18 protein-coding genes are annotated in these 21,518 nt (G+C 71.2%); 8 read left to right on the top strand and 10 right to left on the bottom strand.

Annotated features, from left to right (window positions below):
• Positions 1-2: 2 nt before the first annotated feature.
• Both E4T13_RS11155 and E4T13_RS11160 read right to left on the bottom strand, forming a co-directional pair.
• Positions 3-1,646 carry a hydantoinase B/oxoprolinase family protein gene (locus E4T13_RS11155; protein ID WP_137178331.1) on the bottom strand — a complete coding sequence of 548 codons (1,644 nt, stop codon included), beginning with the start codon at positions 1,644-1,646 and terminating at the stop codon, positions 3-5.
• A gap of 22 nt (positions 1,647-1,668) precedes the next feature.
• Complete coding sequence (locus E4T13_RS11160; RefSeq protein ID WP_206030141.1) at positions 1,669-3,669, bottom strand: FAD-dependent oxidoreductase; 2,001 nt, start codon at positions 3,667-3,669, stop codon at positions 1,669-1,671.
• A gap of 102 nt (positions 3,670-3,771) precedes the next feature.
• Between E4T13_RS11160 and E4T13_RS11165 the strand changes: the two genes are divergently transcribed.
• From E4T13_RS11165 to E4T13_RS11190, 6 genes are read left to right on the top strand one after another with little or no spacing between them, the layout of a single operon-like run.
• Positions 3,772-5,358, top strand: coding sequence for an ABC transporter substrate-binding protein (locus E4T13_RS11165; protein ID WP_170984939.1), 1,587 nt, complete (start codon positions 3,772-3,774; stop codon positions 5,356-5,358).
• A 4-nt stretch (positions 5,359-5,362) separates the two neighbouring features.
• A complete protein-coding gene (locus tag E4T13_RS11170; protein WP_137178333.1) occupies positions 5,363-6,388 on the top strand; it encodes an ABC transporter permease in 1,026 nt (341 codons plus the stop codon).
• A complete protein-coding gene (locus tag E4T13_RS11175; protein WP_137178334.1) occupies positions 6,385-7,281 on the top strand; it encodes an ABC transporter permease in 897 nt (298 codons plus the stop codon). The genes E4T13_RS11170 and E4T13_RS11175 overlap by 4 nt, the downstream gene beginning before the upstream one ends.
• Positions 7,278-8,261, top strand: coding sequence for an ABC transporter ATP-binding protein (locus tag E4T13_RS11180; RefSeq protein ID WP_137178335.1), 984 nt, complete (start codon positions 7,278-7,280; stop codon positions 8,259-8,261). The genes E4T13_RS11175 and E4T13_RS11180 overlap by 4 nt, the downstream gene beginning before the upstream one ends.
• Positions 8,258-9,238: an ABC transporter ATP-binding protein gene (locus E4T13_RS11185; RefSeq protein ID WP_137178336.1), complete on the top strand. Its 981-nt coding sequence runs from the start codon at positions 8,258-8,260 to the stop codon at positions 9,236-9,238. The genes E4T13_RS11180 and E4T13_RS11185 overlap by 4 nt, the downstream gene beginning before the upstream one ends.
• 16 nt (positions 9,239-9,254) lie before the next feature.
• Positions 9,255-9,671, top strand: a complete 417-nt coding sequence (locus E4T13_RS11190) for a carboxymuconolactone decarboxylase family protein (RefSeq protein WP_170984940.1) — start codon at positions 9,255-9,257, stop codon at positions 9,669-9,671.
• 2 nt (positions 9,672-9,673) lie between these two features.
• Here E4T13_RS11190 and E4T13_RS11195 read toward each other — a convergent pair whose 3' ends face one another.
• From E4T13_RS11195 to ilvD, 6 genes are read right to left on the bottom strand one after another with little or no spacing between them, the layout of a single operon-like run.
• A complete protein-coding gene (locus E4T13_RS11195; RefSeq protein WP_137178338.1) occupies positions 9,674-10,408 on the bottom strand; it encodes an SDR family NAD(P)-dependent oxidoreductase in 735 nt (244 codons plus the stop codon).
• Positions 10,408-11,712: a TRAP transporter large permease gene (locus E4T13_RS11200; RefSeq protein ID WP_137178339.1), complete on the bottom strand. Its 1,305-nt coding sequence runs from the start codon at positions 11,710-11,712 to the stop codon at positions 10,408-10,410. The genes E4T13_RS11195 and E4T13_RS11200 overlap by 1 nt, the downstream gene beginning before the upstream one ends.
• A complete protein-coding gene (locus E4T13_RS11205) occupies positions 11,712-12,200 on the bottom strand; it encodes a TRAP transporter small permease (RefSeq protein ID WP_137178340.1) in 489 nt (162 codons plus the stop codon). Before E4T13_RS11205 ends, E4T13_RS11200 begins: the two co-directional genes overlap by 1 nt.
• On the bottom strand, positions 12,197-13,249 hold the full coding sequence (locus E4T13_RS11210; RefSeq protein ID WP_137178341.1) for a TRAP transporter substrate-binding protein: 1,053 nt from the start codon (positions 13,247-13,249) through the stop codon (positions 12,197-12,199). The genes E4T13_RS11205 and E4T13_RS11210 overlap by 4 nt, the downstream gene beginning before the upstream one ends.
• On the bottom strand, positions 13,246-14,139 hold the full coding sequence (locus tag E4T13_RS11215) for an NAD(P)-dependent oxidoreductase (protein ID WP_137178342.1): 894 nt from the start codon (positions 14,137-14,139) through the stop codon (positions 13,246-13,248). Before E4T13_RS11215 ends, E4T13_RS11210 begins: the two co-directional genes overlap by 4 nt.
• Positions 14,136-15,830 (bottom strand): dihydroxy-acid dehydratase, encoded by a 1,695-nt coding sequence (gene ilvD, locus E4T13_RS11220; RefSeq protein WP_137178343.1) that lies wholly within the window; start codon positions 15,828-15,830, stop codon positions 14,136-14,138. Before ilvD ends, E4T13_RS11215 begins: the two co-directional genes overlap by 4 nt.
• Before the next feature lie 132 nt (positions 15,831-15,962).
• On the opposite strand from ilvD, the gene E4T13_RS11225 reads away from it, so the two are divergent.
• Positions 15,963-16,772, top strand: a complete 810-nt coding sequence (locus tag E4T13_RS11225) for a hydroxypyruvate isomerase family protein (protein ID WP_137178344.1) — start codon at positions 15,963-15,965, stop codon at positions 16,770-16,772.
• A 23-nt stretch (positions 16,773-16,795) separates the two neighbouring features.
• Here the strand turns inward: E4T13_RS11225 and E4T13_RS11230 are convergent, their stop codons facing one another.
• Both E4T13_RS11230 and E4T13_RS11235 read right to left on the bottom strand, forming a co-directional pair.
• Entirely contained in the window at positions 16,796-19,156 is a 2,361-nt protein-coding gene (locus E4T13_RS11230; RefSeq protein ID WP_137178345.1) for a xanthine dehydrogenase family protein molybdopterin-binding subunit, read from the bottom strand.
• 79 nt (positions 19,157-19,235) lie between these two features.
• A complete protein-coding gene (locus tag E4T13_RS11235) occupies positions 19,236-20,240 on the bottom strand; it encodes an NAD(P)-dependent oxidoreductase (RefSeq protein ID WP_137178346.1) in 1,005 nt (334 codons plus the stop codon).
• 42 nt (positions 20,241-20,282) lie between these two features.
• Between E4T13_RS11235 and E4T13_RS11240 the strand changes: the two genes are divergently transcribed.
• A complete protein-coding gene (locus E4T13_RS11240; RefSeq protein ID WP_137178347.1) occupies positions 20,283-21,506 on the top strand; it encodes a TIGR03862 family flavoprotein in 1,224 nt (407 codons plus the stop codon).
• The last annotated feature ends 12 nt before the right edge of the window (positions 21,507-21,518 follow it).

Consider the following 21,518-nt stretch of genomic DNA (forward strand, 5'->3'; position numbering starts at 1 on the left):
GGTCATTCCTCCCGGTGGTATTGCCGCGCGCCCTCCGGCGTCACGTAGCCATCCGCAAGGTCGCGCTGCAACGCAGCGGGATCGCGGTGCCGGGGATCACCATAGCCGCCACCGCCACCGTAATGCATCACAAGCCGGTCGCCCGGCTGCAGCATGGAGCGGCCCTTCGGGTGCGGCTTCGCGCCGTCCTGCTTCGCCACCAGAGCCGGCGCCCCCGCGCCACCGCCAACGAGGCCATCGGCCGGATGCTTCATCCGGTCGGCGATGAGGGAGAGCCGCACGGGCTCGTCCGACATCACCTCCAGCTCCACCTCCTGCCCGAGCCCGCCGCGCCATTGTCCCGCGCCGCCGCTGTCGGGCAGCAGGTCCTTGCGCCAGATCAGCACGGGGCAACTCGCCTCATAGGCTTCCACCGAGCCCGAGCCGGAATTGGTCGGAAAGGCCGTGGCGTTGAGCCCGTCGCGCCCTTCGCCCGCGCCCATGCCGCCGCTGCCGAACAGCACCTGGGAGAAGCGGTCGCCGCGCCGGTCGCGCCCCGTCACCACCGGCCGCGGCGAGGGCGAGGCGCTGTCCGCGATCACCTTGCCCGGCACCACCTGCGCCAGCGCGCCATAGATCGCCCCCGAGAGGAAAAGACCCGTCAGGTGCCGCGCATTCACCGCCGCGGGATAGCGCGGGTTCAGGATCGAGCCTTCCGGCGCCTTCACCGTCACCGCGCGATAGCTGCCCTCGTTGCGCGGCGTGTCGGGATCCAGCGCGCATTTCAGCGGATAGACCGTGTAGGCGTAGGTGTAGTTCATCACGCTGTTCAGCCCGCGCGCGACCTGCGGCGAGGTGCCATCGTAGTCCACGGTCAGCGTGTCGCCTGCGACCGTCACGGCACATTCGATGCGCGTTTCCGCATCCTCGTAGCCGTCGGCGTGGATCACGTGCCGCCATGTGCCGTCCGGCAGCGCGGCGATCGCCTTGCGCATCGCGGCATCCGCCCGCGCCTGCAACTCCGCCGAGAGCGCGGTGAGGTCCTCCAGCCCCGTGTCGTCCAGGAATTCCAGGAGGCGCCGCGCGCAGACGCTCTGCGCCGTCACCTGCGCGGCGACGTCGCCCATCACCTGGTCGGCCACGCGGACATTGGCGCGGATCATCTTCACCAGTTCGCGATTCTCCCGCCCCTCGCTCATCAGCTTGGTGGGCAGGATGCGGATGCCTTCCTCGTACACCTCCTGGCAGTCGGCCGACCACAGCACGCCGCCGATATCCGGCATGTGGGATGTGGCGCCGGCGAAGGCGATCAGCTTCCCGTTTCGGAACACAGGGGAGACGGTGGTGATGTCCAGCAGGTGTCCCGTCGCCATCCAGGGATCATTGGTGATCAGCACGTCGCCGGGCCGCAGCTCCTCCACGGGGATTTCGGCCAGCATGTGCTTCAGCGTGCGCGGCAGCAGGCCGACGAAGCTCGGGATGCCAGTGGAATTCTCGGCTAAGCTCGCGCCTTCCGCATCCATCAGCACCGTCGCGTAGTCGTTCGATTCGCGCACGATGGTGGAGAAGGAGGTGCGCAGCAGCGCCGCTGCCGCTTCGTCGGCAATGGAGATCAGGCGGCTCCAGAGGATCTGGAGCGTCACGGGATCGAAGCCGGTTTCGCGCATGCACTCTCCCTTGGGTGGCGGCCTAGAGCGACCGTCCGATCTCATGGCCCTCGAAGATCGCTTCCAGCGCCGAACGCGGCGCGGCGCAATCCCCTGCCAGGTGCAACGACAATTCCGGCATCGCGGCGCGCAGCTCCGCGGCCAGCGAGTCACGTGGCAGGCCATGCGCGGGCGCGACGATGGCGTCGAAATCGTCGCAGGCGCGGACCTCGCCGGTCGAAAGGTCCGTCAGCGTGGCGTGCCCTGGTCCTTCCCAGGCCTGCACCGCCTGCAGCGCCAGGATCCGCGCGCCCGCCGCGCGAAGGCGCTGGCGCCAGGCGAAGGACGAATAGATATTCACCTGCCAGCCCGGCGTGCCTGTCGGCGCGATCACCGTCACGCGCCGCCCCGTGCCGGCAAGCCATTCTACGAAGCCCGCGACGGCGAAGCTGCCAAGGACGTCCTGCACCGCGACGCGATCGGGCAGGGCATCCGGCGCGGCCAGCGCCTGCTCCATCGTCATCCCGCGGCCGCCGCCAGGGAAGGCGGCGGCGGCTGGCTCCGCGCCAAGGGCGAGCACCACCGCATCAGGCCCGGCCGCCCGCACCGCCGCCGTATCCGCATGCCGACCGAGGCGCAGGCGCACGCCCGCTCGCGCGAGCGCGCCGCGCTGCCAGTCCAGCAGCTTCGCCATCTCCCCGCGCAGCGCGGGGCGGCGCTCGGTCCAGGCCAGCGCCCCGCCGAGTTCCTCTCGCGCCTCCCACAGCTCCACCTCATGCCCGCGACGTGCCGCCTGGATTGCCGCTTCCATCCCGGCAGGGCCGCCGCCCAGCACCAGTATGCGCTTCCGCTGCGCCGCGGGCTGCGGCGGCTCCGGCCACTCCGCCTCGCGACCCGCGCGGGGATTCGCCAGGCAGGTGATCGCCAGCGACTGCGCCAGGAAGCCGGCGCAACCCTGGTTGCAGGAGAGGCACGGGCGCCCCTCCTCCTCGCGCCCCTCCGCCGCGCGCCGCACCAGCGCGGGTTCCGCGATGTGCGCGCGCGCCATGCCGACCATCGCGATCGCACCATCCGCCAGCATCGCCTCCGCCTCCGCCACGCTGCGGAAGCGGCAGACGGCGAAGACCGGCACGTCCCGTCCCGCATCGCGCAGCGCGGCCGCGATGCCGCGCGGCAGGTGATGGAAGGCATCCGCCGCGAAGCCCATATCGGCCATCTGCGTCGAGATCGTGTAGCTGCCGTGATAGGCGCTGTGGCTGACATTCACGAAGTCCACCGCCACCTCGGCGCAGAGCCGCGCGACGATGCGCTGCATGTCCGGCAGCGTCAGCCCGCCTTCGAGGAATTCGTCCGCCGAGACGCGAAGCCCCACCGCCGCGCGGCCACCCACCGCGCCCCGCACGCGGCGCAGGCATTCCAGCGCCAGGCGCATGCGGTTCTCTTCCGAACCGCCCCAGGCATCGCTGCGCCGGTTCACCGCCGGGGAGAGGAATTGCTGCAGCAGATGACCATGCGCCATCGTCAGCTCGATGCCGTCAAGCCCGGCCTCGACCAGGTTCGCCGCGACCTCGCCATGCGCGGCGATCACCTGCTCGATCTCCGCCTCCGTCATCGGATGCGGCGGCGGCGCTGTGGGCGACCAGGGCACGGCGGAGGCCGACCAGGAGGGCATGCGCGCGAAATTGCCGTCGATGTGGCGGCCGAGATGGATCACCTGGCCGAACAGTTTCGCGCCCTCGGCCTGCACCGCTTGCGCGATGCGCGCGAAGCGAGGGATCGCCGCGCGGTCGTATCCGTTCACGCCCTGCCGCCGGCCGAGCGAGGAACGGTGCACCCTGATGCCTTCGAAGATGATCAGCGCCGCCCCGCCCGCGGCCCGTTCGCGGTGATAGGCAAGGTGGCGGTCGGAGGGCAAGTTGTCCTCGCCGTAGTTCGTCGTGTGCGCAGGAACCAGGATGCGGTTGCGCAGCGCGACGCCGCCGACGCGGAGCGGACGGAACACCGCCGGATATCGTTCCATCCCCGCAGCCAGCCCGTCCGGCATCCGTCACCTCCGGCCGCAGTCTTGACGCGGCGGCGCATGAAGGCAACCGTAGATGTCCGGACAATCGCGCGCAGCGCGGGCCGCAAGCGGGAGACGGGAACGATGAAGCGCAGGGACGTCTTGCTCGCCGGCGCCGGGGCCTTCGCCCTGCCGGCCTATCTGGAGCTGACCAGCGAAGGCGCGCTGGCCCAGGGTGCTGGCCGCACGCTGCTGATCGCCGCCCCCGGCACGCCGGAGGGCTTCGATGGCGACGCGCTGCGCCCCGGCACGCAGGAAGTCGTGGTGCAGGTCTACGAAGGCCTGACGCGCTACGGCCGCGTGCAGCGCGGCGACCGCACCTATCTCGACCCGTCCGAGATCGAGGGCCACCTGGCCGAGAAATGGACCGTGTCCGATGACGGCCTGCGCTACGTCTTCACGCTGCGCGAAGGCGTGAAGAGCCCGCATGGCAACGAGCTCACCGCCGCCGATGTCGAATGGTCCTGGGCCAAGAGCTTCGCGCAGCGCCGCACCGGCGCCTTCATCGCGAACGTCTCCAACGTGGCGGCGGTCAAGGCGCTGTCGCGGCGGGAAGTGGAGTTCACCCTCAGGGCGCCTTCCTCCATCTTCCTGGCGGCGCTGACCCTCTACGTGCCCGGCATCTACGACAGCACGGAGGTGAAGAAGCACGCGACGGCCGAGGACCCCTGGGGCCTGCGCTGGATGGAATCCAACACCGCGGGCTTCGGCGCCTATCACCTGCGCAGCGTCCGTCCGGGCGAGCAGGCGGAGTTCGTCGCCAACCCGAACTACTTCCGCGACAAGCCGCATTTCGAGCGCGTGATCTACCGCGCCGTGCCCTCCGGCGCGTCGCGCACCACGCTGCTGCGCAGCGGCCAGGTGCAGTGGATCGACCGCCCGACCGTGCAGCAGGTGCTGGACATGCAGCGCGACCGCCGCGTGAAGGTGCAGGACCAGGCCGGCCGCGCCATGGCCAGCGTGCGCATGAACTGCGCGATGAAGCCCTTCGACGACGTTCGCGTGCGCCGCGCGATGAACTTCGCGGTCAACAAGGAGGCGATCAAGCAGGGCGTGATGCTCGGCACCGGTGAGGTCGCGCGAAGCATCGTGCCGCCCATCGTGCGCGACTACGATCCCTCCTTCTTCGCCTATGACCACAACCCGGAGCGCGCCCGCGCCCTGCTCGCCGAAGCCGGGCACCCCAACGGCTTCGAGGTGGAGCTGCTCTTCTCCAACATCTGGTGGTGGGAGGAGCCGATGGCGGTGCAGATCGCCGATCAGCTCAAGGCCGTCGGCATCACCTGCAAGCCGCAGCGCATCACCGGGTCCGACCTGCGCGCCCGCGGCGCCCCGGCGCGGCAGGACATGGCGCTCTTCACCTTCGAGGACGGGCCGATCGTGCTCGATCCGGTCTATGCCCTCGCGCTGATGGCAAGCTCCACCGGCGTGTCGAACCGCGCGAAGTATTCCAATCCGGCCTTCGACGCGCTGGTGCAGCGCGCCGCCACGAGCCCGGATCGCGCGGTGCAGACCCAGGCGGTGAAGGACGCGCAGAAGATCTGGATGGAGGACGCGCCCTGGATCCTCACCGTCTATCCGCAGACCTTCGAGGCGATGGCGCCCAACATCTCCGGCTGGGTCCCGCACCCGGACGAGCATGAGCGCTGGGTGGACCTGAAGGTCGGCTGATCCGATGGGCGCGGCGGCGATCGGGCGCTTCCTCGCGCGCCGCGCGCTGCTGCTCGCGCCGCTGCTGGTCGTCGTCTCCTTCCTCTGCTTCATGCTGGTGCGGCTGGGCGGGCAGGACCCGGTGGCGATGCTCGCCGGCCCCACCGCCACCGCCGCCGAGATCGAGATGGTCCGCACCACGCTCGCGCTGGACCAGCCGCTCTGGGCGCAGTTCGCCGTCTGGCTCGGCAATGTGCTGCAGGGCGACCTTGGCCGATCCTGGATCAGCAACCGCCCGGTGCTGACCGAGCTGCTGGACCGCATGCCGGCAACGCTGGAGCTTCTGCTCTACGGAGTCGGCATCGGCGCGCTCGTCGGCATCCCTGTCGGGCTCAAGGCCGCACAGAGGCCCGACGGCGCCTTCGACCAGGTGAGCCGCTTCCTCTCGCTGCTCGGCTTCTCCACGCCGACCTACTGGCTCGCGCTGATGGCGCTGTTCGTATTCTTCTACCTGCTGGACTGGGCGCCACCCGGCATGGGCCGCATCAGCCTGATGGTGGACCCGCCGGAGCGCATCACCGGCAGCTACATGTGGGATGCGCTGCTGCAGGGCAGGATGGAGGCCGCGCGCTCCGCCGCGGCGCAACTCGTCCTGCCGGTGGCCTGCATCGCCATCATCTCCGCCGCGCCGATCATCAAGCAGACCCGCGCCATCGCGCTCGAGGTGCTGTCCAGCGACTATGTCCGCTATGCGCGCGCGCAGGGCCTTCCGGCGCAGGACATGCGGCGGATGGTGCTGCGCAACAGCATGGTGCCGGTGGTCACCTTCGTCGGCACCGAGCTCGCCGGGCTGATCGGCACCACGGCGCTGATCGAATACGTCTTCGCCTGGGGCGGCGTCGGGCAGTTCGGGCTGACCGCGATCATCCAGGGCGATTTCGCGGTGGTGCAGGGCTATGTGCTGATGCTCGCCCTCTTCTCGGTGCTGGTCTTCCTGGTGGTGGACCTCGCCGTGATGCTGCTGGAGCCGCGGGCGGCGGCGCGCGCATGAGCGACGTTGCGCTTGCCCCGCCCGCAGCACCGTCGCTGCCCGCGCGCATCGCCGCGCGGCTCGCCGGCATCGCGCGCCGCTCCCCCACGCTCGCGATCGGCGCGGCGATCATCCTGGCCTTCGCCATCATGGCGGTCTTCGCGCCGTGGATCTCGCCGCAGGACCCGGTCGCCGCCAATTCCGCGCGCGTGCTGCAGCCACCGCAGGCCGGCGCGTGGTTCGGCACGGACGGCAACGGCATGGACGTGCTGAGCCGCGTGATCCACGGCTCGCTCTACGCCTTCGGCATCGCGATCCCGGTAGTCATCGTGGGGCTGCTGGTCGGGGTGCCCGTGGGCCTCTGGACCGGCTGGCGCGGTGGCTGGGCGGATGAGATCGTGATGCGCGGCTTCGATGCGCTGCGCGTCTTTCCCTCCATCATCCTGGCGCTGGCGGTCGTCGCCGCGGCGGGGCCATCGCTGCTGAACGTCGTGCTGGTGCTGGGGCTGCTGGACAGCCCGGTCTATGCGCGACTGGTGCGCGCGGAAGTGCTGGCGCTGCGCGGCGGCACCTTCGTGGAATCGGCCGTGGCGGCCGGCAACCCGACGCACCGGATCCTGTTCCGGCACATCCTGCCGAACGCCCTGCGCGGCGCGATGGCGCAGACGGCGGTGCGCGCCGCCTGGGCGGTGCGGATCAGCGCCACCCTCGCCTTCCTCGGCGTCGGCATCCAGCCGCCCACGCCGGAATGGGGCGCGATGATCCGCCAGGGCGCCGAATACATGGTGACCGGCGAGTGGTGGGTCGCGGTGTTCCCCGGCACGGCGCTGATCGTCATGGTGCTCGGCCTCAACATGCTGGGCGACGGGCTCTCCGACCTGCTGGATCCGCGCCGGAAGGCAGCCGCACGGTGACACCGCTGCTGGAGGTGCGTGACCTCCACACCCACTTCATCGCGCGGGACCTGGACAATCGCGTGCGCGTCGCGCGCGCGCTGAACGGCGTCTCCTTCAGCCTCGCGCCGGGCCGCATCCTCGGCCTCGTCGGCGAGACCGGCGCGGGCAAGTCGCTCACCGCGCTCTCCGTCCTTGGCCTGCTGAAGCCGCCCGCGCGCGTCGTCGCCGGCCAGGCGCTCTTCGAGGGCCGCGACCTGCTCGCCTTGCCACAGGCGGAGCTGAACGCGCTGCGCGGCGCGCGCATCGGCTTGGTCGTGCAGTCTCCCAAGACCTCGCTCGATCCGCTCGCGCGCATCGGCGCGCAGCTTGCCCGCGTGCAGCGCGCGCACCGTCCCGGCCTGTCCGAAAGCGCGGCGCAGTCGCGCGCGGCGGAGATGCTGGCTGCGGTGGGCATCCCGGATCCCGGGCGCCGCCTGCGCGCCTGGCCGCACGAACTCTCGGGAGGCATGGCGCAGCGCGTGCTGATCGCCATGGCGCTGGTGAACGAGCCCACGCTGCTGGTCGCGGACGAGCCGACCACCGGCCTCGATGTGACCGTGCAGGCGCAGATCCTGGACTTGCTGCGGGAACTCGCGCGCGCGCGCGGCATCGGCGCCGTGATCATCACCCACGACCTCGGCGTGGTCGCGCATTACTGCGACGAGGCGGCGGTGATGTTCGCCGGCCAGGTGGTGGAGCAGGGCGCGGTCGGCGCGCTGTTTGCCGCGCCTGCGCATCCCTACACCCAGGCACTGATCGCCGCGACGCCGGAGCGGCTGCAGTTGCGGGCGCGGCGCCCCGCCGGCGCACCGCCCAATCTCTACGCATTGCCGGAAGGCTGCCTCTATCGGGATCGCTGCCCACGCGCCGAAGCACGCTGCGCGACGCCGCCGCCCGATGTCGCGCTGCAGGGCGGCCATGCCGCGCGCTGCCACTTCGCCGGGACGATCGCGGCATGACCGCGTTGGTGCTGGAGGTGCGCAACCTCTCCAAGCGCTTTCCCGTGCCCGGCGGCGTGCTGACCGCCGTGAACGATGTCTCCTTCTCCCTCGCTGCCGGCGAGACGCTCGGCCTGGTGGGCGAGAGCGGTTCCGGCAAGTCCACCCTCGGCCGATGCGTGCTGCGCCTCATTGCGCCGAGCGCGGGCCGCGTGGTGTTCGACGGCCACGACATCACCGGCTGGTCCGAGGCGCGGTGTCGCAAGCTGCGCGCCGGCATGCAGATGGTCTTCCAGGACCCCTGGAGCGCGCTCAACCCGCGCATGACCGCGCGCAACCTGATCGAGGAGCTGCTGCTGCTCCATACGCCGCTCTCCGCGGCCGAGCGCCGCGAGGAAGCCGAACGGCTGGGCCGGCGGGTGCGCCTGCCATCCGCGATGCTCGACCGCTATCCGGGCGAGCTGTCGGGCGGCCAGCAGCAGCGCGTCTGCATCGCGCGCGCCATCGCGACGCGGCCGAAGCTGATCGTGCTGGACGAGCCGACCTCCTCGCTCGATCTCTCCGTGCGCGCCGGAATCCTGGACCTGCTGGCGGAGCTGAAGGAGGAGACGGGTGCCGCGATGCTGTTCATCACGCACGACCTCGGCACGCTGCGGCTGATGGCGGACCGCGTGATGGTGATGTACCTCGGCCGCGTGGTGGAGGAAGCGCCGGCGGCGGAGATCTTCGAGCGCCCCGCGCATCCCTACACCCAGGCGCTGATGAGCGCGCATCTGCCTGCCGATCCCACGGCGCACCTCGCCCGCCACGTGCTGACCGGCGAGATCCCGAGCCCGATCAACCTGCCAGCCGGTTGCTTCTTTTCCAGCCGCTGCCCGGTGGCGCTGCCGCGCTGCCGCGAGGCAGCGCCGCCGCTCCAAGCCGTGCCGGGCGCGGAGGCAACCCACCGCGCCGCGTGCCTTCGCATGGCCGATGGCGGCAACCGCATTCCCACCTGAAGGAGCGTACCGCGCCATGCCGATGACACCCGAAGGCGAGGCGGAACTCGCCAAGATCCGCGCGGTCCGCGGCTACACCCTGCCGCTGCACGAGATGCTGGCGGAGTGCAATCCGGAATTCCTGCGCCGCTATGGCGATCTCGCCAGCCACGTCATCTTCGGCCCCGCGGAAGGCCGCGCGCTGGACCTCAAGACGCGCTTCCTGGTGATGGTCGGCATCACCACAGCCGTGAAGGGCGACCGCGAGGGCATCGAATGGGCCTCGAAGCGCGCGATGCAGTATGGCGCGAGTTTCGAGGAGGTGGTGGAGGCCGCATTCCTCGCCGGCCTGCCCGCCGGCATGCCCGCCTTCGAAGGCTTTTGTCGCGCCATGCAGGAGATGCGCGAGGGCAAGGGCTGGGTGCCGCAGGGCGAAACTGCCGCGGAGAAGTAGGGCTACTGGAAGCCGCCATCCACGCCGATGAACTGGCCGGTGATGGACCGCGCGGCGTCGGAGGCGAGGAACAGCACTGTTCCCGCGATCTCCTCCGGCTCCACGAAGCGGCCGGTCGCCTGGCGCGATAGGTAGCGCGCCTCGGCCTCCTCCGGCGCCAGCGCGTTCGCCTCGGCATAGGCGGACAGCACGCGTGCGATGCGCTCGCCGCGCACCGATCCCGGCAGGATCGCATTCACGCGGATGCCCTGCGCGCCGACCTCGCGCGCCAGCGTCGCCGTGAAGCCGAGCAGGCCCCATTTCGACGTGACATAGGGGCTGCGCCCGGGATGCCCGATGCGCGCGGCGACGGACGCCATGTTGACGATCACGCCCTCGCCGCGCGCCGCCATGCGCGGCAGGATCGCGCGCGAGAGCAGGAAGGGCGCGGTGAGGTTCACCGCCATCACCTCCGCCCAGTCCTCCGGCGGCATGTCCGTCACGTTCAGCGTCGGGCCGGCGATGCCGCCGTTGTTGACCAGCAGGAACACGTCGCCCGCCGCGTCGCCCAGCGCGGCGATCTGCACCGGATCGCGCAGGTCGCAGGGCACCCAGTCCGCGCCGCATTCCGCCGCGCGCGCCGCGCCCTCGCTGCCCGGCAGGTCGGAGAGCACCACCGCCCATCCCGCCTCGCGCAATGCACGCACCACCGCCAGGCCGATCCCGGACGCGGCGGCGGTGACCAGCGCCCGGCGCATCAGCCCGCCATCAGCTTCGGCAGGAACAGCACAAGCCCCGGCAGTGCGATGATCAGCAGCACCCGGGCGATGTCGGCGACGACGAAGGGCACGATGCCGCGATAGATGGTGCCCAGCTTCACGTCGCGGATCACGCCCTGAATGACAAAAAGATTCAGCCCCAGCGGCGGCGTGATCAGGCTGAGCTCGGTCGCCATGACCACGAAGATGCCGAACCAAACCGGATCGAAGCCGAGTGCGCTCACCACCGGGAACAGCACCGGCACGGTCAGCAGGATCATGGAAAGGCTCTCCATGAAGCAGCCCAGCACCAGGTAGATGCCGAAGATCACCAGGATCACCGCCAGTGGCGAGAGCCCCGCGCCGGTGACCAATTCCTCCAGCGCGCGCGGCAGGCCGATCAGGTTCATGAAGTTGGAGAAGACCAGCGCGCCGATCAGCACGACGAACAGGCTCGCCGTGGTGCGCACCGTCTCCAGCAGGCAGGAGAGGAACAGCCGCGGCGTCAGGCTTCGCCGCAGCAGCGCGAAGAGCAGCGCGCCCGCGGCGCCGACGCCCGCCGCCTCGGTCGGCGTGAAGATGCCGGCATAGATGCCGCCGATGATCAGCACGAACAGCGCCAGCACTGGTCCGATGGTCAGCAGCCGCGCGAAGCGCTCCCGCAGCGGGACGGGATCGGCCGCGGGTCCCGCCGCCGGATTGCGCCGCACCACGAAGGCGACGGCGAGCAGGTAGAACAGGATCGCCACAACGCCCGGCGCGATGCCCGCGATGAAGAGCTGGCCGATATCCGTGCCGGTCGCGATCCCGTACAGCACCATGATGACGGAGGGCGGGATCAGGATGCCGAGCGTCCCGCCCGCCGCGATGGAGGAGGCCGCCAGGCCGTCGCTGTAGCGGTAGCGCCGCATCTCCGGCATCGCGACCTTCGCCATCGTCGCCGCCGTGGCGATGGAGGAACCCGAGACCGCCGCGAAGCCGCCGCAGGCCGCGACGGTCGCCATCGCCAGCCCACCGCGCCGATGGCCGAGGAAGCCGTGGCAGAGGCGATACAGATCCTCCGACATGCCCGCCCGCGTCACGAAGGCGCCCATCAGCAGGAACATCGGCACGACCGAGAGTTCGTACGACATCGTCGCGGTGAACGGGATCTGCCCGATGATGCCGAAGGCGGCGCGCTCGCCCACGCTCAACCACAGCCCCGCGCCGCCCACCGCCAGCATCGCGAAGGCGATGGGCAGGCCCAGCATCATCAGGCCGAACAGCGCCGCGAAGGCGAGGCCCGCGCTCTCCCAGACTTCCATCAGCCGCCCGCCGTCGCGCCGGGCCGGCCGCGCAGCGCCGCGAGACCGTCCAGCACGAAGGCCGCCGCCGCCACCCACAGCAGCCACGACATCGCCGTGGCGACGCCGCCACGGGGAATGCCGAGTTCCAGCGTCACCTCGCCCACACGCAGCAACCGTTCGCCGTACAGACCAAGCCGCCAGGCGAGCAGCCCGCACACGGCGGCGCAGACCAGGCCGAAGACCAGCCCGGCCGCGCGCTTCACCCGTTCGGGCAGCAGGTGGTCGAACAGGGTCACCGTGATGTGCTCGCGCCGCCGCGTGGCCAGCGGCAGCGCGAGGAAGACGATCAGCCCCATCATCACCTCGGTCGCCTCGAAGGCGCCGTGCAGCGGCCGGTTGAAGAAGTACCGGCCGCCGACATCCACCGTGGTCACCACCATCATCGCCGCCGCCAGCACGCCGGCGAGAAGCGCAAGCAGCGCGAAGAGGCGGTCCGCCCAGATCAACGCACGTTCACCCGCCGCTCCGCGGTGTAGAGCCGCGCCATGGTGCGGGCGTAGTCCAGGATCTCCTGGCCCGGCAGGTTGCGCTTCTGCGCCTCCGCCAGCCACTCGGTCTCCAGCACCTTCAGCCGTTCCTTCGCCTTGTTCACCTCGGCTTCCGCCAGCGTGTTGAAGGCGACGTTGCGCGCCTCCAGCCCCTGCTGCCCGACGCGGTCGCCCATCGTCCAGGCCCAGCCGGATTGCAGCGCGATGGCGATGCCGGAGTGCTTGTTCACCGCGGCGCGCTGCGCATCCGTCAGCCCCTGCCAGGTGCGTTCGTTGAAGGCAATCCAGAAGGTGTCGGTGTAGAGCCCGCCCGGGATCAGCGTGGTGGAGCGGATCACCGGCGTGATGTTGAAGAAGGCGATGGATTCGATCGGGAAGGTGATGCCGTCCGCCACGCCGCGCGCCATCGCCTGCTGCGCCTCGGTCGGCGGCAGCTGCACCGGCGTGCCGCCCAGCGCGGTGATGATGCGCCCCGTGACGTTGCCGCCCACGCGCACGCGGCGGCCCTGCATGTCCTCGAGCTTCGTGACCGGCTCGCCGCGCCAGTGCAGCGCCGGCACGGAATGCACGAAGAGGCCGGCGACATGCGCGCCGCGATGCTCGTTGTAGCGACCGCCGTAGCGCTGGTAGGTCAGCCAGGAGGCCGCGGCGCCCGCCCAGGGGTCGGGCGACATGAAGGGCAGGTCCATCACCTGCGTCATGGTGAAGCGGCCAGGGTTGTGGCCGGAGACGCCGTAGCCCACGTCGAAGGCGCCATCGAGCAGCAGGTCGAAGGTCTGCGGCGGCGGGCCGAGCGCGCTCGGCATGATCTCGAACTTCAGCGAGCCGTTGCTCTCCGCCTCGATGGCGCGGGCCCAGGGCTCGATGATGCCGCGCGGGATCAGGTGGTGCGCCGGCAGCCAGTTGCCGACGCGGATGGTGCGCGTCTGCGCCGCGGCGCGGCCGACCAGCGCGGGGGTGGCGAGCACCGCCGCCGTCCCCGCCATCAGCATCCGTCGTGTGGTCATGCTTGCTCTCTCCCTGCCTGTGGTTCCGTCAGCGCGAAGATGCGCAGCGCGTCGGCTTCGGCGCCCTCGCGCGCGATCAATGTCCGAAAGATCTCGGCGGCGAGGCCGGCGATGGGCAGCGGGCTGCCCTTCTGCACCGCCAGCGCGCGCGCCGTGTCGAGATCCTTGAGCATGGTGTAGGCGTGGCCGAGCGGCGGGTCGTAGGTGCCCGCCACCATCCGCGGCACGCAGATCTGCATCGGCTTGGAATCCGCCCAGCCGCCGGCCAGCGCCTCCGGCAGGCGCGCGGCCTCGATGCCGGCATTCGTCGCCAGCCGCGTCGCTTCCGCCAGCACGCACATCAGGCTGCCGACGATCACCTGGTTGCAGAGCTTCGTCGTCTGCCCCGCGCCGGAAGGCCCCATCAGCGTGAAGCGCTGAGCCATCGCGCGCACGAAGGGCTCCGCGCGCGCGAAGGCCGCGGCGTCGCCGCCCGCCATCACCGCCAGCGTGCCCGCCTCCGCGCCGGGCACGCCGCCGGAAACCGGCGCATCCAGCCAATGCGCGCCGCGCTCCGCCAGCAGGCGGGACGCGAAGGCGCGCGTCGCTTCCGGCGCCATGGAGGAGAAATCCACCAGCACCGCGTCACGCGCGATGCCGTCCGCGATGCCGCCCGCCCCGAACACGGCGGCCTCCACCGCCTTCGTGTCCGTCAGGCACATGAACACCACCGGCGCGTCGCGCGCGCAGTCGGCCGCGCTCGCCGCCAGCACCGCCCCCGCCTCCACCGCCGGCGCGCATTTCGCCGCGGTGCGGTTCCACACCGTCACGCGATGCCCGGCGCCGAGCAGGCGCTTCGCCATGGGCAGGCCCATCAGCCCCATGCCGACGAAGCCGAGCATGTCGCTCATCGCGCGCCGCGCCCGTCCGGGAAGCGGCCGCCGCCCTGATGCGTCACCGCGCCCTCATTCGCCTGGCCGACGAGTTTCGCGTATTTTGCCAGCGCGCCCGAGACATGCGGCGTGGCGCGCGGCTGCCAGGCGGCGCGGCGCGCTTCCAGTTCAGCCGCATCCACCGCCAGCGCGATGCTGCCTGCTACGCCGTCGATGCGGATCACGTCGCCGTCGCGCACCAGCGCGAGCGGCCCGCCCACCGCCGCTTCCGGCGCGGCATAGCCGATGCACATGCCGCGCGTCGCGCCGGAGAAGCGTCCGTCGGTGAGCAGCGCCACCTGCTCGCCCATGCCCTGGCCGTAGATCAGCGCGGTCAGGCCCAGCATCTCCTGCATGCCCGGCCCGCCGACCGGGCCTTCGTAGCGCACGATCAGCACCTCGCCGGGCTTGTAGGCGCGCGCCGCGACGCAGGCCACGGCCTCGCCCTCGCTGTCGAAGCAACGCGCGGGCCCTTCGAAGACCGGGTTCTTCAGCCCCGCCACCTTCAGCAGCGCACCATCCGGGCAGAGATTGCCCTTCAGCACCACGACGCCGCCGGTCGGCAGGATGGCGCGCGCGACCGGGCGGATCACCTCGCCATCCGGCGCGGGCGCGTCGGCATAGGTTTCGGCCAGGGTGCGACCGGTCACGGTCAGGATGTCGCCATGCAGATGGCCGCTTTCGATCAGCGCACGGATCACCACGGCGGCGCCGCCGACTTCGTGCAGTTCCGCCGCGTGATAGGCTCCGCCGGGGCGCAGGTTGCCGATCAGCGGCGTGCGCTGCATCACCACCGCCGCGTCATCCATGGTGAAGCGGATGCCGGCCTCGTTCGCGATGGCGCAGAGATGCATCGCCGCATTGGTGGACCCACCCGTCGCCGCGACGATGGCGCAGCCATTCTCGATCGCCTTGCGCGTCACGATCTGCCGCGGCGTGGGTCCATCGCCGGCGATCATCGCCATCACCAGCGCGCCGGCGCGGCGGCTGAGCGCGGCGCGTTCGCTGAACACGGCTGGCATGGTGGCGCTGCCCGGCAGGCCCATGCCGATCGCCTCCGCCACCATTGCCATCGTGTTCGCCGTGAACTGCCCGGCGCAGGCGCCGACGGTCGGCTTGCAGGCCATCTCCAGCCCGCGCAGTTCTTCCTGGGTCATCGTGCCGGCCATCACCGCGCCGACGCCTTCATAGGCATCCAGCACGGAAACCTGCTTCCCCCGCCAGGTGCCCGGCAGCGCGCTGCCGCCATAGACGAAGACCGAGGGCACGTCGCAGCGCACCATCGCCATCAGCACGCCCGGCAGCGTCTTGTCGCAGCCGCCGAAGCCGACCAGCCCGTCATAGGCGTGGTTGTGCACCACGACTTCGATGGAATCCGCGATCACTTCCCGCGACACGAGGGAAAACTTCATCCCCTCATGCGCCATGCCGAGCCCGTCGGAGGCGGAGATGGTGGTGAATTCGCGCGGCGTGCCACCAGCCTCCGCGATGCCCTGCCTCGCGGCCTCGGCCTGCCAGCCATGGCTCATGTTGCAGGGCGTGGTCTCGCCCTTCATGGAGACCACCCCGACCATGGGCTTCGCGATGGCCGCGTCATCGAGGCCCATGGCGCGCAGGAAGGCGCGATGCGGCGTGCGGTCCAGCCCGTCCGTCGTGATGCGCGACCGCAACGGCCTGCCCTGCCCCGCCACTCGACTGCCTCCCCCGGAATGCCCGATCCTGGCGGAGACTAGATCACTTCGCGCGGCGGCAAAATCGCCCCCGGGGCGGGATTCCGCCGCGCATCAGCCCCGGGAACGCCGATGCGGATCGCCGCCAACATTTCTCTTCTGTTCGCCGACCTGCCGTTGCCGGCGCGCTTCGCCGCGGCGGCCGGGATGGGGTTCGAGGGGGTGGAGATCCAGTTCCCCTACGACCACGACGCGGCCACCCTAGCCGAATCGGCGAAGGCGGCCGGCATGCCGGTCGTGCTGATCAACATCCCGGCCGGCGACATCGCGGGCGGGGATGTCGGGCTCGGCGCCCTGCCCGACCGTTGCGCGGAATTCCGGGCCGCCGTGCAACGCTGCATTCCGTATGCGACGGCGCTCGGCGCGAAGCGAGTGAACATCCTTTCGGGCCGACCCAGGCCAGGTGCAGACCGTGCCGCCTGCCATGCGACGCTGGTCGGGAACCTGCGCCATGCCGCCGAGGCCTTCGCGCCCTTCGGCGTCCGGGTGCTGGTGGAGCCGGTGAATCCCTTCGACGTGCCGGGCTTCTTCCTGGACAGCCTCGACACCGCGCTGCGCGTGCTGGACGACGCGGCGCATCCGAATGCCGGCCTGCAGTTCGACCTGTACCACATGGCGCGCACCGAGCCCGACCTACCGGCGGCCATCGCGCGGGCCGGCGCGCGCATCGCGCATGTGCAGTTCGCGGATACGCTGGGCCGGCATGAGCCGTTCAGCGGCGCAATCGACTTCGCCGCGGCCTTCGCGGCGCTGCGCAAGGCCGGCTACGACGACTGGATCGCCGCGGAGTATCGGCCGCGCGGGGCGACGGTGGATGGCATGGGTTGGCTGGGGCCGTTCCGAGGCTTGGTTGCCCCCCTCACCCAACCCTCTCCCCCCTGAGGGGAGAGGGCTTTTGGGCGATCCTACGCCTTCGCGCCCTGGATCGCCGCCCACACCCGCTCCGGCGTCGCCGGCATGTCGATATGCGTCACGCCGAGCGGCTTCAGCGCATCCACCACCGCGTTCATCACCGCCGGCAGCGAGCCCGCGCAACCCGCCTCGCCGCAGCCCTTCGCGCCGAGCGGATTGGTCTTGCAGGGAATGGAGTGGCTTTCCGTCGTTATGGAAGGCAGGTCGCCCGCGCGCGGCAGCGCGTAGTCCATGTAGCTGCCGGAGACGAGCTGCCCGTCCTCGCTGAACACCACGTGCTCCAGCAGCGCCTGGCCGACACCCTGCGCGATGCCGCCATGCGCCTGCCCCGCCACCAGCAGCGGGTTCACCTGCACGCCGAAATCGTTCACCGCGAGATAGCGGTCGATCCGCACCACGCCCGTCTCGGGGTCCACCTCGACCTCGCAGACATGGCACCCGTTCGGATAGGCCATCGGCGCCTGGTCGAAGACATGCGTCACGTCCAGGTTTTCGGGCACGCCCTCCGGCTTCTGCGGCGTGGCGCGCAGCTTTGCGGCGAGTTCCATGATGCCGATGGCGCGGTCGGTGCCGGCGATGGTGAAGCGCCCGCTGGCCTCAGGCCCGGCATGCGCCTCGAACTCGATGTCGGACACGGCGGCTTCCAGCGCCCAGGCGGCGGCGGCCTTGCCCTTCTCGATCACCTTCTCGCTGGCTTCGGCGATCGCGGCGCCGGAGGCCATGATGGATTTCGACCCGCCGGTGCCGCCGCCGGCGATCAGCTCGTCCGAATCGCCCTGCAGCAGCCGCACCTGCGCGAAGGGCACGCCGAGCGACTGGTGCAGCACCTGCGCGAAGGCGCTCCAATGGCCCTGCCCGTAGTCGAGCGTGCCGGTGATGATGGTGACGGTGCCGTCCATCTCGAAGCGGATGCCGCCCTGCTCCTTGGTGGGCGGCGCGGTGCATTCGAGGAAGTTGCCGATCCCACGCCCGCGCAGCAGCCCCTGCGCCTTGCTCGCCGCCAGCCGCGCCGGATAGCCGGCCGCGTCCGAAGCCTTCAGCGTCTCATCCAGCAATTCGGAGAAGGCGCCGCCATCGTAGACCGAGCCGGAGGCGGCGGAATACGGGAACTGGTCCGGCTTGATGTGGTTGCGCTTACGCAGCGCGACGGGGTCCTTGCCCATCTCCAGCGCGGCCTGCTCGATCAGCCGCTCCATGAAGTAGTTGCCCTCGGGGCGGCCGGCGCCGCGATAGGCGCTGATCGGGGTCGTGTTGGTCAGCACGCATTTCGTGCGCACCTCGATCGCCGGCGTCGCATAGTTGGACTGCACGTTCTTGAAGAAATTGCCCGTGCCCATCAGCGGCGACACCGCGCTAAGCCAGGCGCCCATGTTGGCGTAGCTGGTGAGGCGCACCGCGAGGAACTTCCCGTCCGCATCGAGGGCGAGTTCCGCCTCCACCTCGTGGTCGCGGCCATGTGCGTCGGACAGGAACGACCCGGTGCGCTCATCCGTCCACTTCACCGGGCGGCCGAGCTGCTTCGCGGCATGCAGCAGGCAGGGATACTCGGGATAGAGGCCCGCCTTCATGCCGAAGCTGCCGCCGACATTGCCGGTGAGCACGCGCATCTGCTTCGTGTCCACGCCCATCTGCCCGGCAAGCTGCGCGCGCAGCCCGAACACGCCCTGGGAGCCGACGCGCAGCACGTAGCGTCCATCCTCGACCGTGCCGATGGCGCTGCGCGGCTCCATGGCCGCCACCACGATCCGGTTGTTGCGGATGGAGAGCTTCGTGACATGGGCGGCCTTGCCGAAGGCCTCCGCCACCTTCGCCGGATCGCCGCCGACGAAGTCCAGCACCACGTTGTTCGGATGATCGTCGTAAAGCTGCGGCGCGCCGGGCGCGGCGGCGGCGGACGCCTCGGTGACGGCGTCGAGCGGCTCGATGTCGAGTTCCACCGCCTCGGCCGCGTCCTTCGCCTGCGCCTTGGTCTCGGCGACGACGAAGGCCACGGGATCGCCGACATGGCGCACCTTGTCGGTGGCCAGGGGCTGGCGCTTGGTGGAGTTCAGCGGCGAGCCATCCGCGTTCTTGAGCGGCATGGCGCAGACCATCGGGCCGAATTGCGGCAGGTCCGCCCCGGTCCAGACGCCAAGCACGCCCGGCATCGCCTTCGCGGCTTCGGTGCCGATGCCACGGATCACGCCGTGGCCATAAGGGCTGCGCACCATCACGCACCACACCTGTCCGGGCAGCGCGATGTCGTCGGTGTAGCGTCCGCGGCCGGTCAGCAGCGTCGGATCCTCGGCGCGGGGCACCGGCTGGCCGATGCCGAATTTCAGGCGCGAGGGATCGAAGGCGAGGGTGTCGGGCATTCTTCTCTCCCCCTCCCCCATTCGAGAGGGAGGGCCGGGATGGGGGCGGAGACCCCTCGGGAAGGGGCTGGGATCGCCCCTAGCGTAATCCCTCATCCCCGTTTGCCAACCACCCCGCATAGTCGGCCATGGCCGCCTCGGGCGCATGGCGTGGCCGCCAGCCGAAATCGGCCGCCCGCGCAATCCGCATCACGCCGCGCGGCCGGCTTTCGTTCCAGGCGATGGTCGGGGCCTCGCCGGGCTGCGCGTGGCGCCAGCGGAAGCCGGGGAAGCGCCGCGCCAGCACATCGAGGCAGGCGGCGTAGTGCGGCGCCCAGTCGAGGCCAGAGGCCAGGTTCACCACCCGGTACGGCGGCGCCGGCGCATCCAGCAGGGCGAGCAGGCCCTCGGCCAGGTCGCGCACATAGATCCAGTCATAGGCCGGCAGCGGCGCCGGCGGCAGCACCACCGCCTCGCCGCGCCGCGCTGCCTGCGCGATCGCCAGGTGCAGGCTCAGCGTGTCGCGCAGTCCGGTGTCGCGCTCCCACGGGCCGAAGGTGGCGCCGATGCGCGCGGCCACGGCATCCAGGCCCCAGAGCGAGGCCAGCCGGAGACCGGCGCGCTCCACGGCGTATTTCGTCACGCCATACAGGCTGATCGGCACAGGCGGCGTGGCGGCCTCGTCCAGCTCGGCGAAGGCGTAGGCGCTTTCGCCATAGACCGCGGCGGAGGATGGCAGCACCACGCGGCGCACCGTGCCCGCATCGCGCGCGGCCTGCAGCGTGGCGACCATGCCCTTCAGGTTCACGTCGAGCACGAATTGCGGGTCCGCCGCTTCCCGCTGCGGGCCGGCGGTAACGGCGGCGAAGGGCAGCACCGCGCCGATGCGCCGGCCGGCGAAGACCGCGGCCAGCGCGTCCGCGTCGCGCACATCGCCCTGCAGCACCTCCAGCCGGCCGGGAAGCTTCGCGAAGATGGCAGGCGCGGGATCGGGCAGCACGGCTTCCTGGCCGAAGACCACGACATGCGCGCCTCGGGCGAGCAGCGCCTGCGTGACGTTCAGGCCGACGAAGCCGGCGCCGCCGGTGACGAGGATCGCATCCATGCCGTCTGGATATCGCGGCCCGGCGGGCGCAGAAAGCCGCCCATGTCGCGCATCGCCATCATCGGCGCCGGCCCCGCGGGGCTGATCGCCGCCGAGATCCTGGGGCGTGCCGGCCACGCCGTCACCGTCTTCGATTCGATGCCATCGGTCGGCCGGAAATTCCTGATGGCGGGGCGGGGCGGGCTGAACCTGACGCATTCCGAGCCGTTGGACGCCGTCCTCGCGCGCTACCGGCCCGCCGCGCCGCTGCTGCTGGAGGCGGTGCGCGCCTTCCCGCCCGCCGCGCTGATCGCCTGGTGCGAGGGGCTGGGTATCGAGACCTTCGTCGGGTCCTCGGGGCGGGTCTTCCCAAAGAGCCTGAAGGCCTCGCCGCTGTTGCGCGCCTGGCTGGCGCGGCTGGGCGCGCTCGGCGTGACGATCCGCACGCGGCATCGGCTGGTGGCGCTCTCATCCCCCTCCCCCGTTCACGGGGGAGGGTCGGGGTGGGGGCCGCGCGCCCTCACCTTCGCAACACCCGACAAACAGGTGACGCACGAAGCCGACGCCGTGCTGCTCGCCTGCGGCGGCGCCTCCTGGCCGCGCCTCGGATCGGATGGCGGCTGGACCGCGCTGCTGCCGGATGTCGCAATCACGCCCTTCGCGCCATCCAATGCCGGCATCGTGATCCCATGGTCGCCGAAGCTCGCGCCGCTGTTCGGCACGCCGCTGAAGCGCATCGCGATCACCCACGCGGGCACGACCGTGCGCGGCGAGGCGATGCTCACCGCGGGCGGCCTGGAAGGCGGCGCGGTCTATGCACTCTCGGCGCCGATCCGCGAGGCGATCGCGCGCGACGGCGCGGCGCATCTGACGCTCGACCTGCGCCCCGACATGGCGCCGGACCAGGTGCGCGCGAAACTCGCGCAGCGCGGGCGCGGCGAGACGGTGAGCACCGCGCTGCGCAAGGCGCTGACGCTGGCGCCCGTCGCCATCGCGCTGGTGCAGGAGGCTCGCCATGCCGGCGCGGGCGGGGACCTGGCCACGCTGGTAAAGGCGCTGCCGCTGACCACACGCGGCATGGCGGGGCTCGGGCGCGCGATCTCCTCGGCCGGCGGGATCGCGTGGCCCGAGCTGGACGAGCGCTTCATGCTGCGCCGCCACCCCGGCCTCTTCGCCGCCGGCGAGATGCTGGACTGGGAAGCGCCGACCGGCGGCTATCTGCTGCAGGCCTGCTTCGCCACCGGCATCGCGGCGGCGAAAGGCATGCTGGACGGCCTGCGCGCCTGAGCGCGCTGCCAT

This window comes from Roseomonas sp. AR75 (genome assembly GCF_005222815.1).
Lineage (GTDB): Bacteria > Pseudomonadota > Alphaproteobacteria > Acetobacterales > Acetobacteraceae > Falsiroseomonas.

What these genes read in the sequence shown, in the direction of transcription:
- E4T13_RS11185 (WP_137178336.1), top strand. Translation starts at nt 8,258, where the DNA reads ATGACCGCGTTGGTGCTGGAGGTGCGCAACCTCTCCAAGCGCTTTCCC.
- E4T13_RS11210 (WP_137178341.1), bottom strand. Translation starts at nt 13,249, where the DNA reads ATGACCACACGACGGATGCTGATGGCGGGGACGGCGGCGGTGCTCGCC.
- E4T13_RS11240 (WP_137178347.1), top strand. Translation starts at nt 20,283, where the DNA reads ATGTCGCGCATCGCCATCATCGGCGCCGGCCCCGCGGGGCTGATCGCC.
- E4T13_RS11170 (WP_137178333.1), top strand. Translation starts at nt 5,363, where the DNA reads ATGGGCGCGGCGGCGATCGGGCGCTTCCTCGCGCGCCGCGCGCTGCTG.
- E4T13_RS11165 (WP_170984939.1), top strand. Translation starts at nt 3,772, where the DNA reads ATGAAGCGCAGGGACGTCTTGCTCGCCGGCGCCGGGGCCTTCGCCCTG.
- E4T13_RS11230 (WP_137178345.1), bottom strand. Translation starts at nt 19,156, where the DNA reads ATGCCCGACACCCTCGCCTTCGATCCCTCGCGCCTGAAATTCGGCATC.
- E4T13_RS11200 (WP_137178339.1), bottom strand. Translation starts at nt 11,712, where the DNA reads ATGGAAGTCTGGGAGAGCGCGGGCCTCGCCTTCGCGGCGCTGTTCGGC.
- E4T13_RS11235 (WP_137178346.1), bottom strand. Translation starts at nt 20,240, where the DNA reads ATGGATGCGATCCTCGTCACCGGCGGCGCCGGCTTCGTCGGCCTGAAC.
- E4T13_RS11215 (WP_137178342.1), bottom strand. Translation starts at nt 14,139, where the DNA reads ATGAGCGACATGCTCGGCTTCGTCGGCATGGGGCTGATGGGCCTGCCC.
- E4T13_RS11160 (WP_206030141.1), bottom strand. Translation starts at nt 3,669, where the DNA reads ATGCCGGACGGGCTGGCTGCGGGGATGGAACGATATCCGGCGGTGTTC.
- E4T13_RS11155 (WP_137178331.1), bottom strand. Translation starts at nt 1,646, where the DNA reads ATGCGCGAAACCGGCTTCGATCCCGTGACGCTCCAGATCCTCTGGAGC.
- E4T13_RS11195 (WP_137178338.1), bottom strand. Translation starts at nt 10,408, where the DNA reads ATGCGCCGGGCGCTGGTCACCGCCGCCGCGTCCGGGATCGGCCTGGCG.
- E4T13_RS11190 (WP_170984940.1), top strand. Translation starts at nt 9,255, where the DNA reads ATGCCGATGACACCCGAAGGCGAGGCGGAACTCGCCAAGATCCGCGCG.
- E4T13_RS11225 (WP_137178344.1), top strand. Translation starts at nt 15,963, where the DNA reads ATGCGGATCGCCGCCAACATTTCTCTTCTGTTCGCCGACCTGCCGTTG.
- E4T13_RS11175 (WP_137178334.1), top strand. Translation starts at nt 6,385, where the DNA reads ATGAGCGACGTTGCGCTTGCCCCGCCCGCAGCACCGTCGCTGCCCGCG.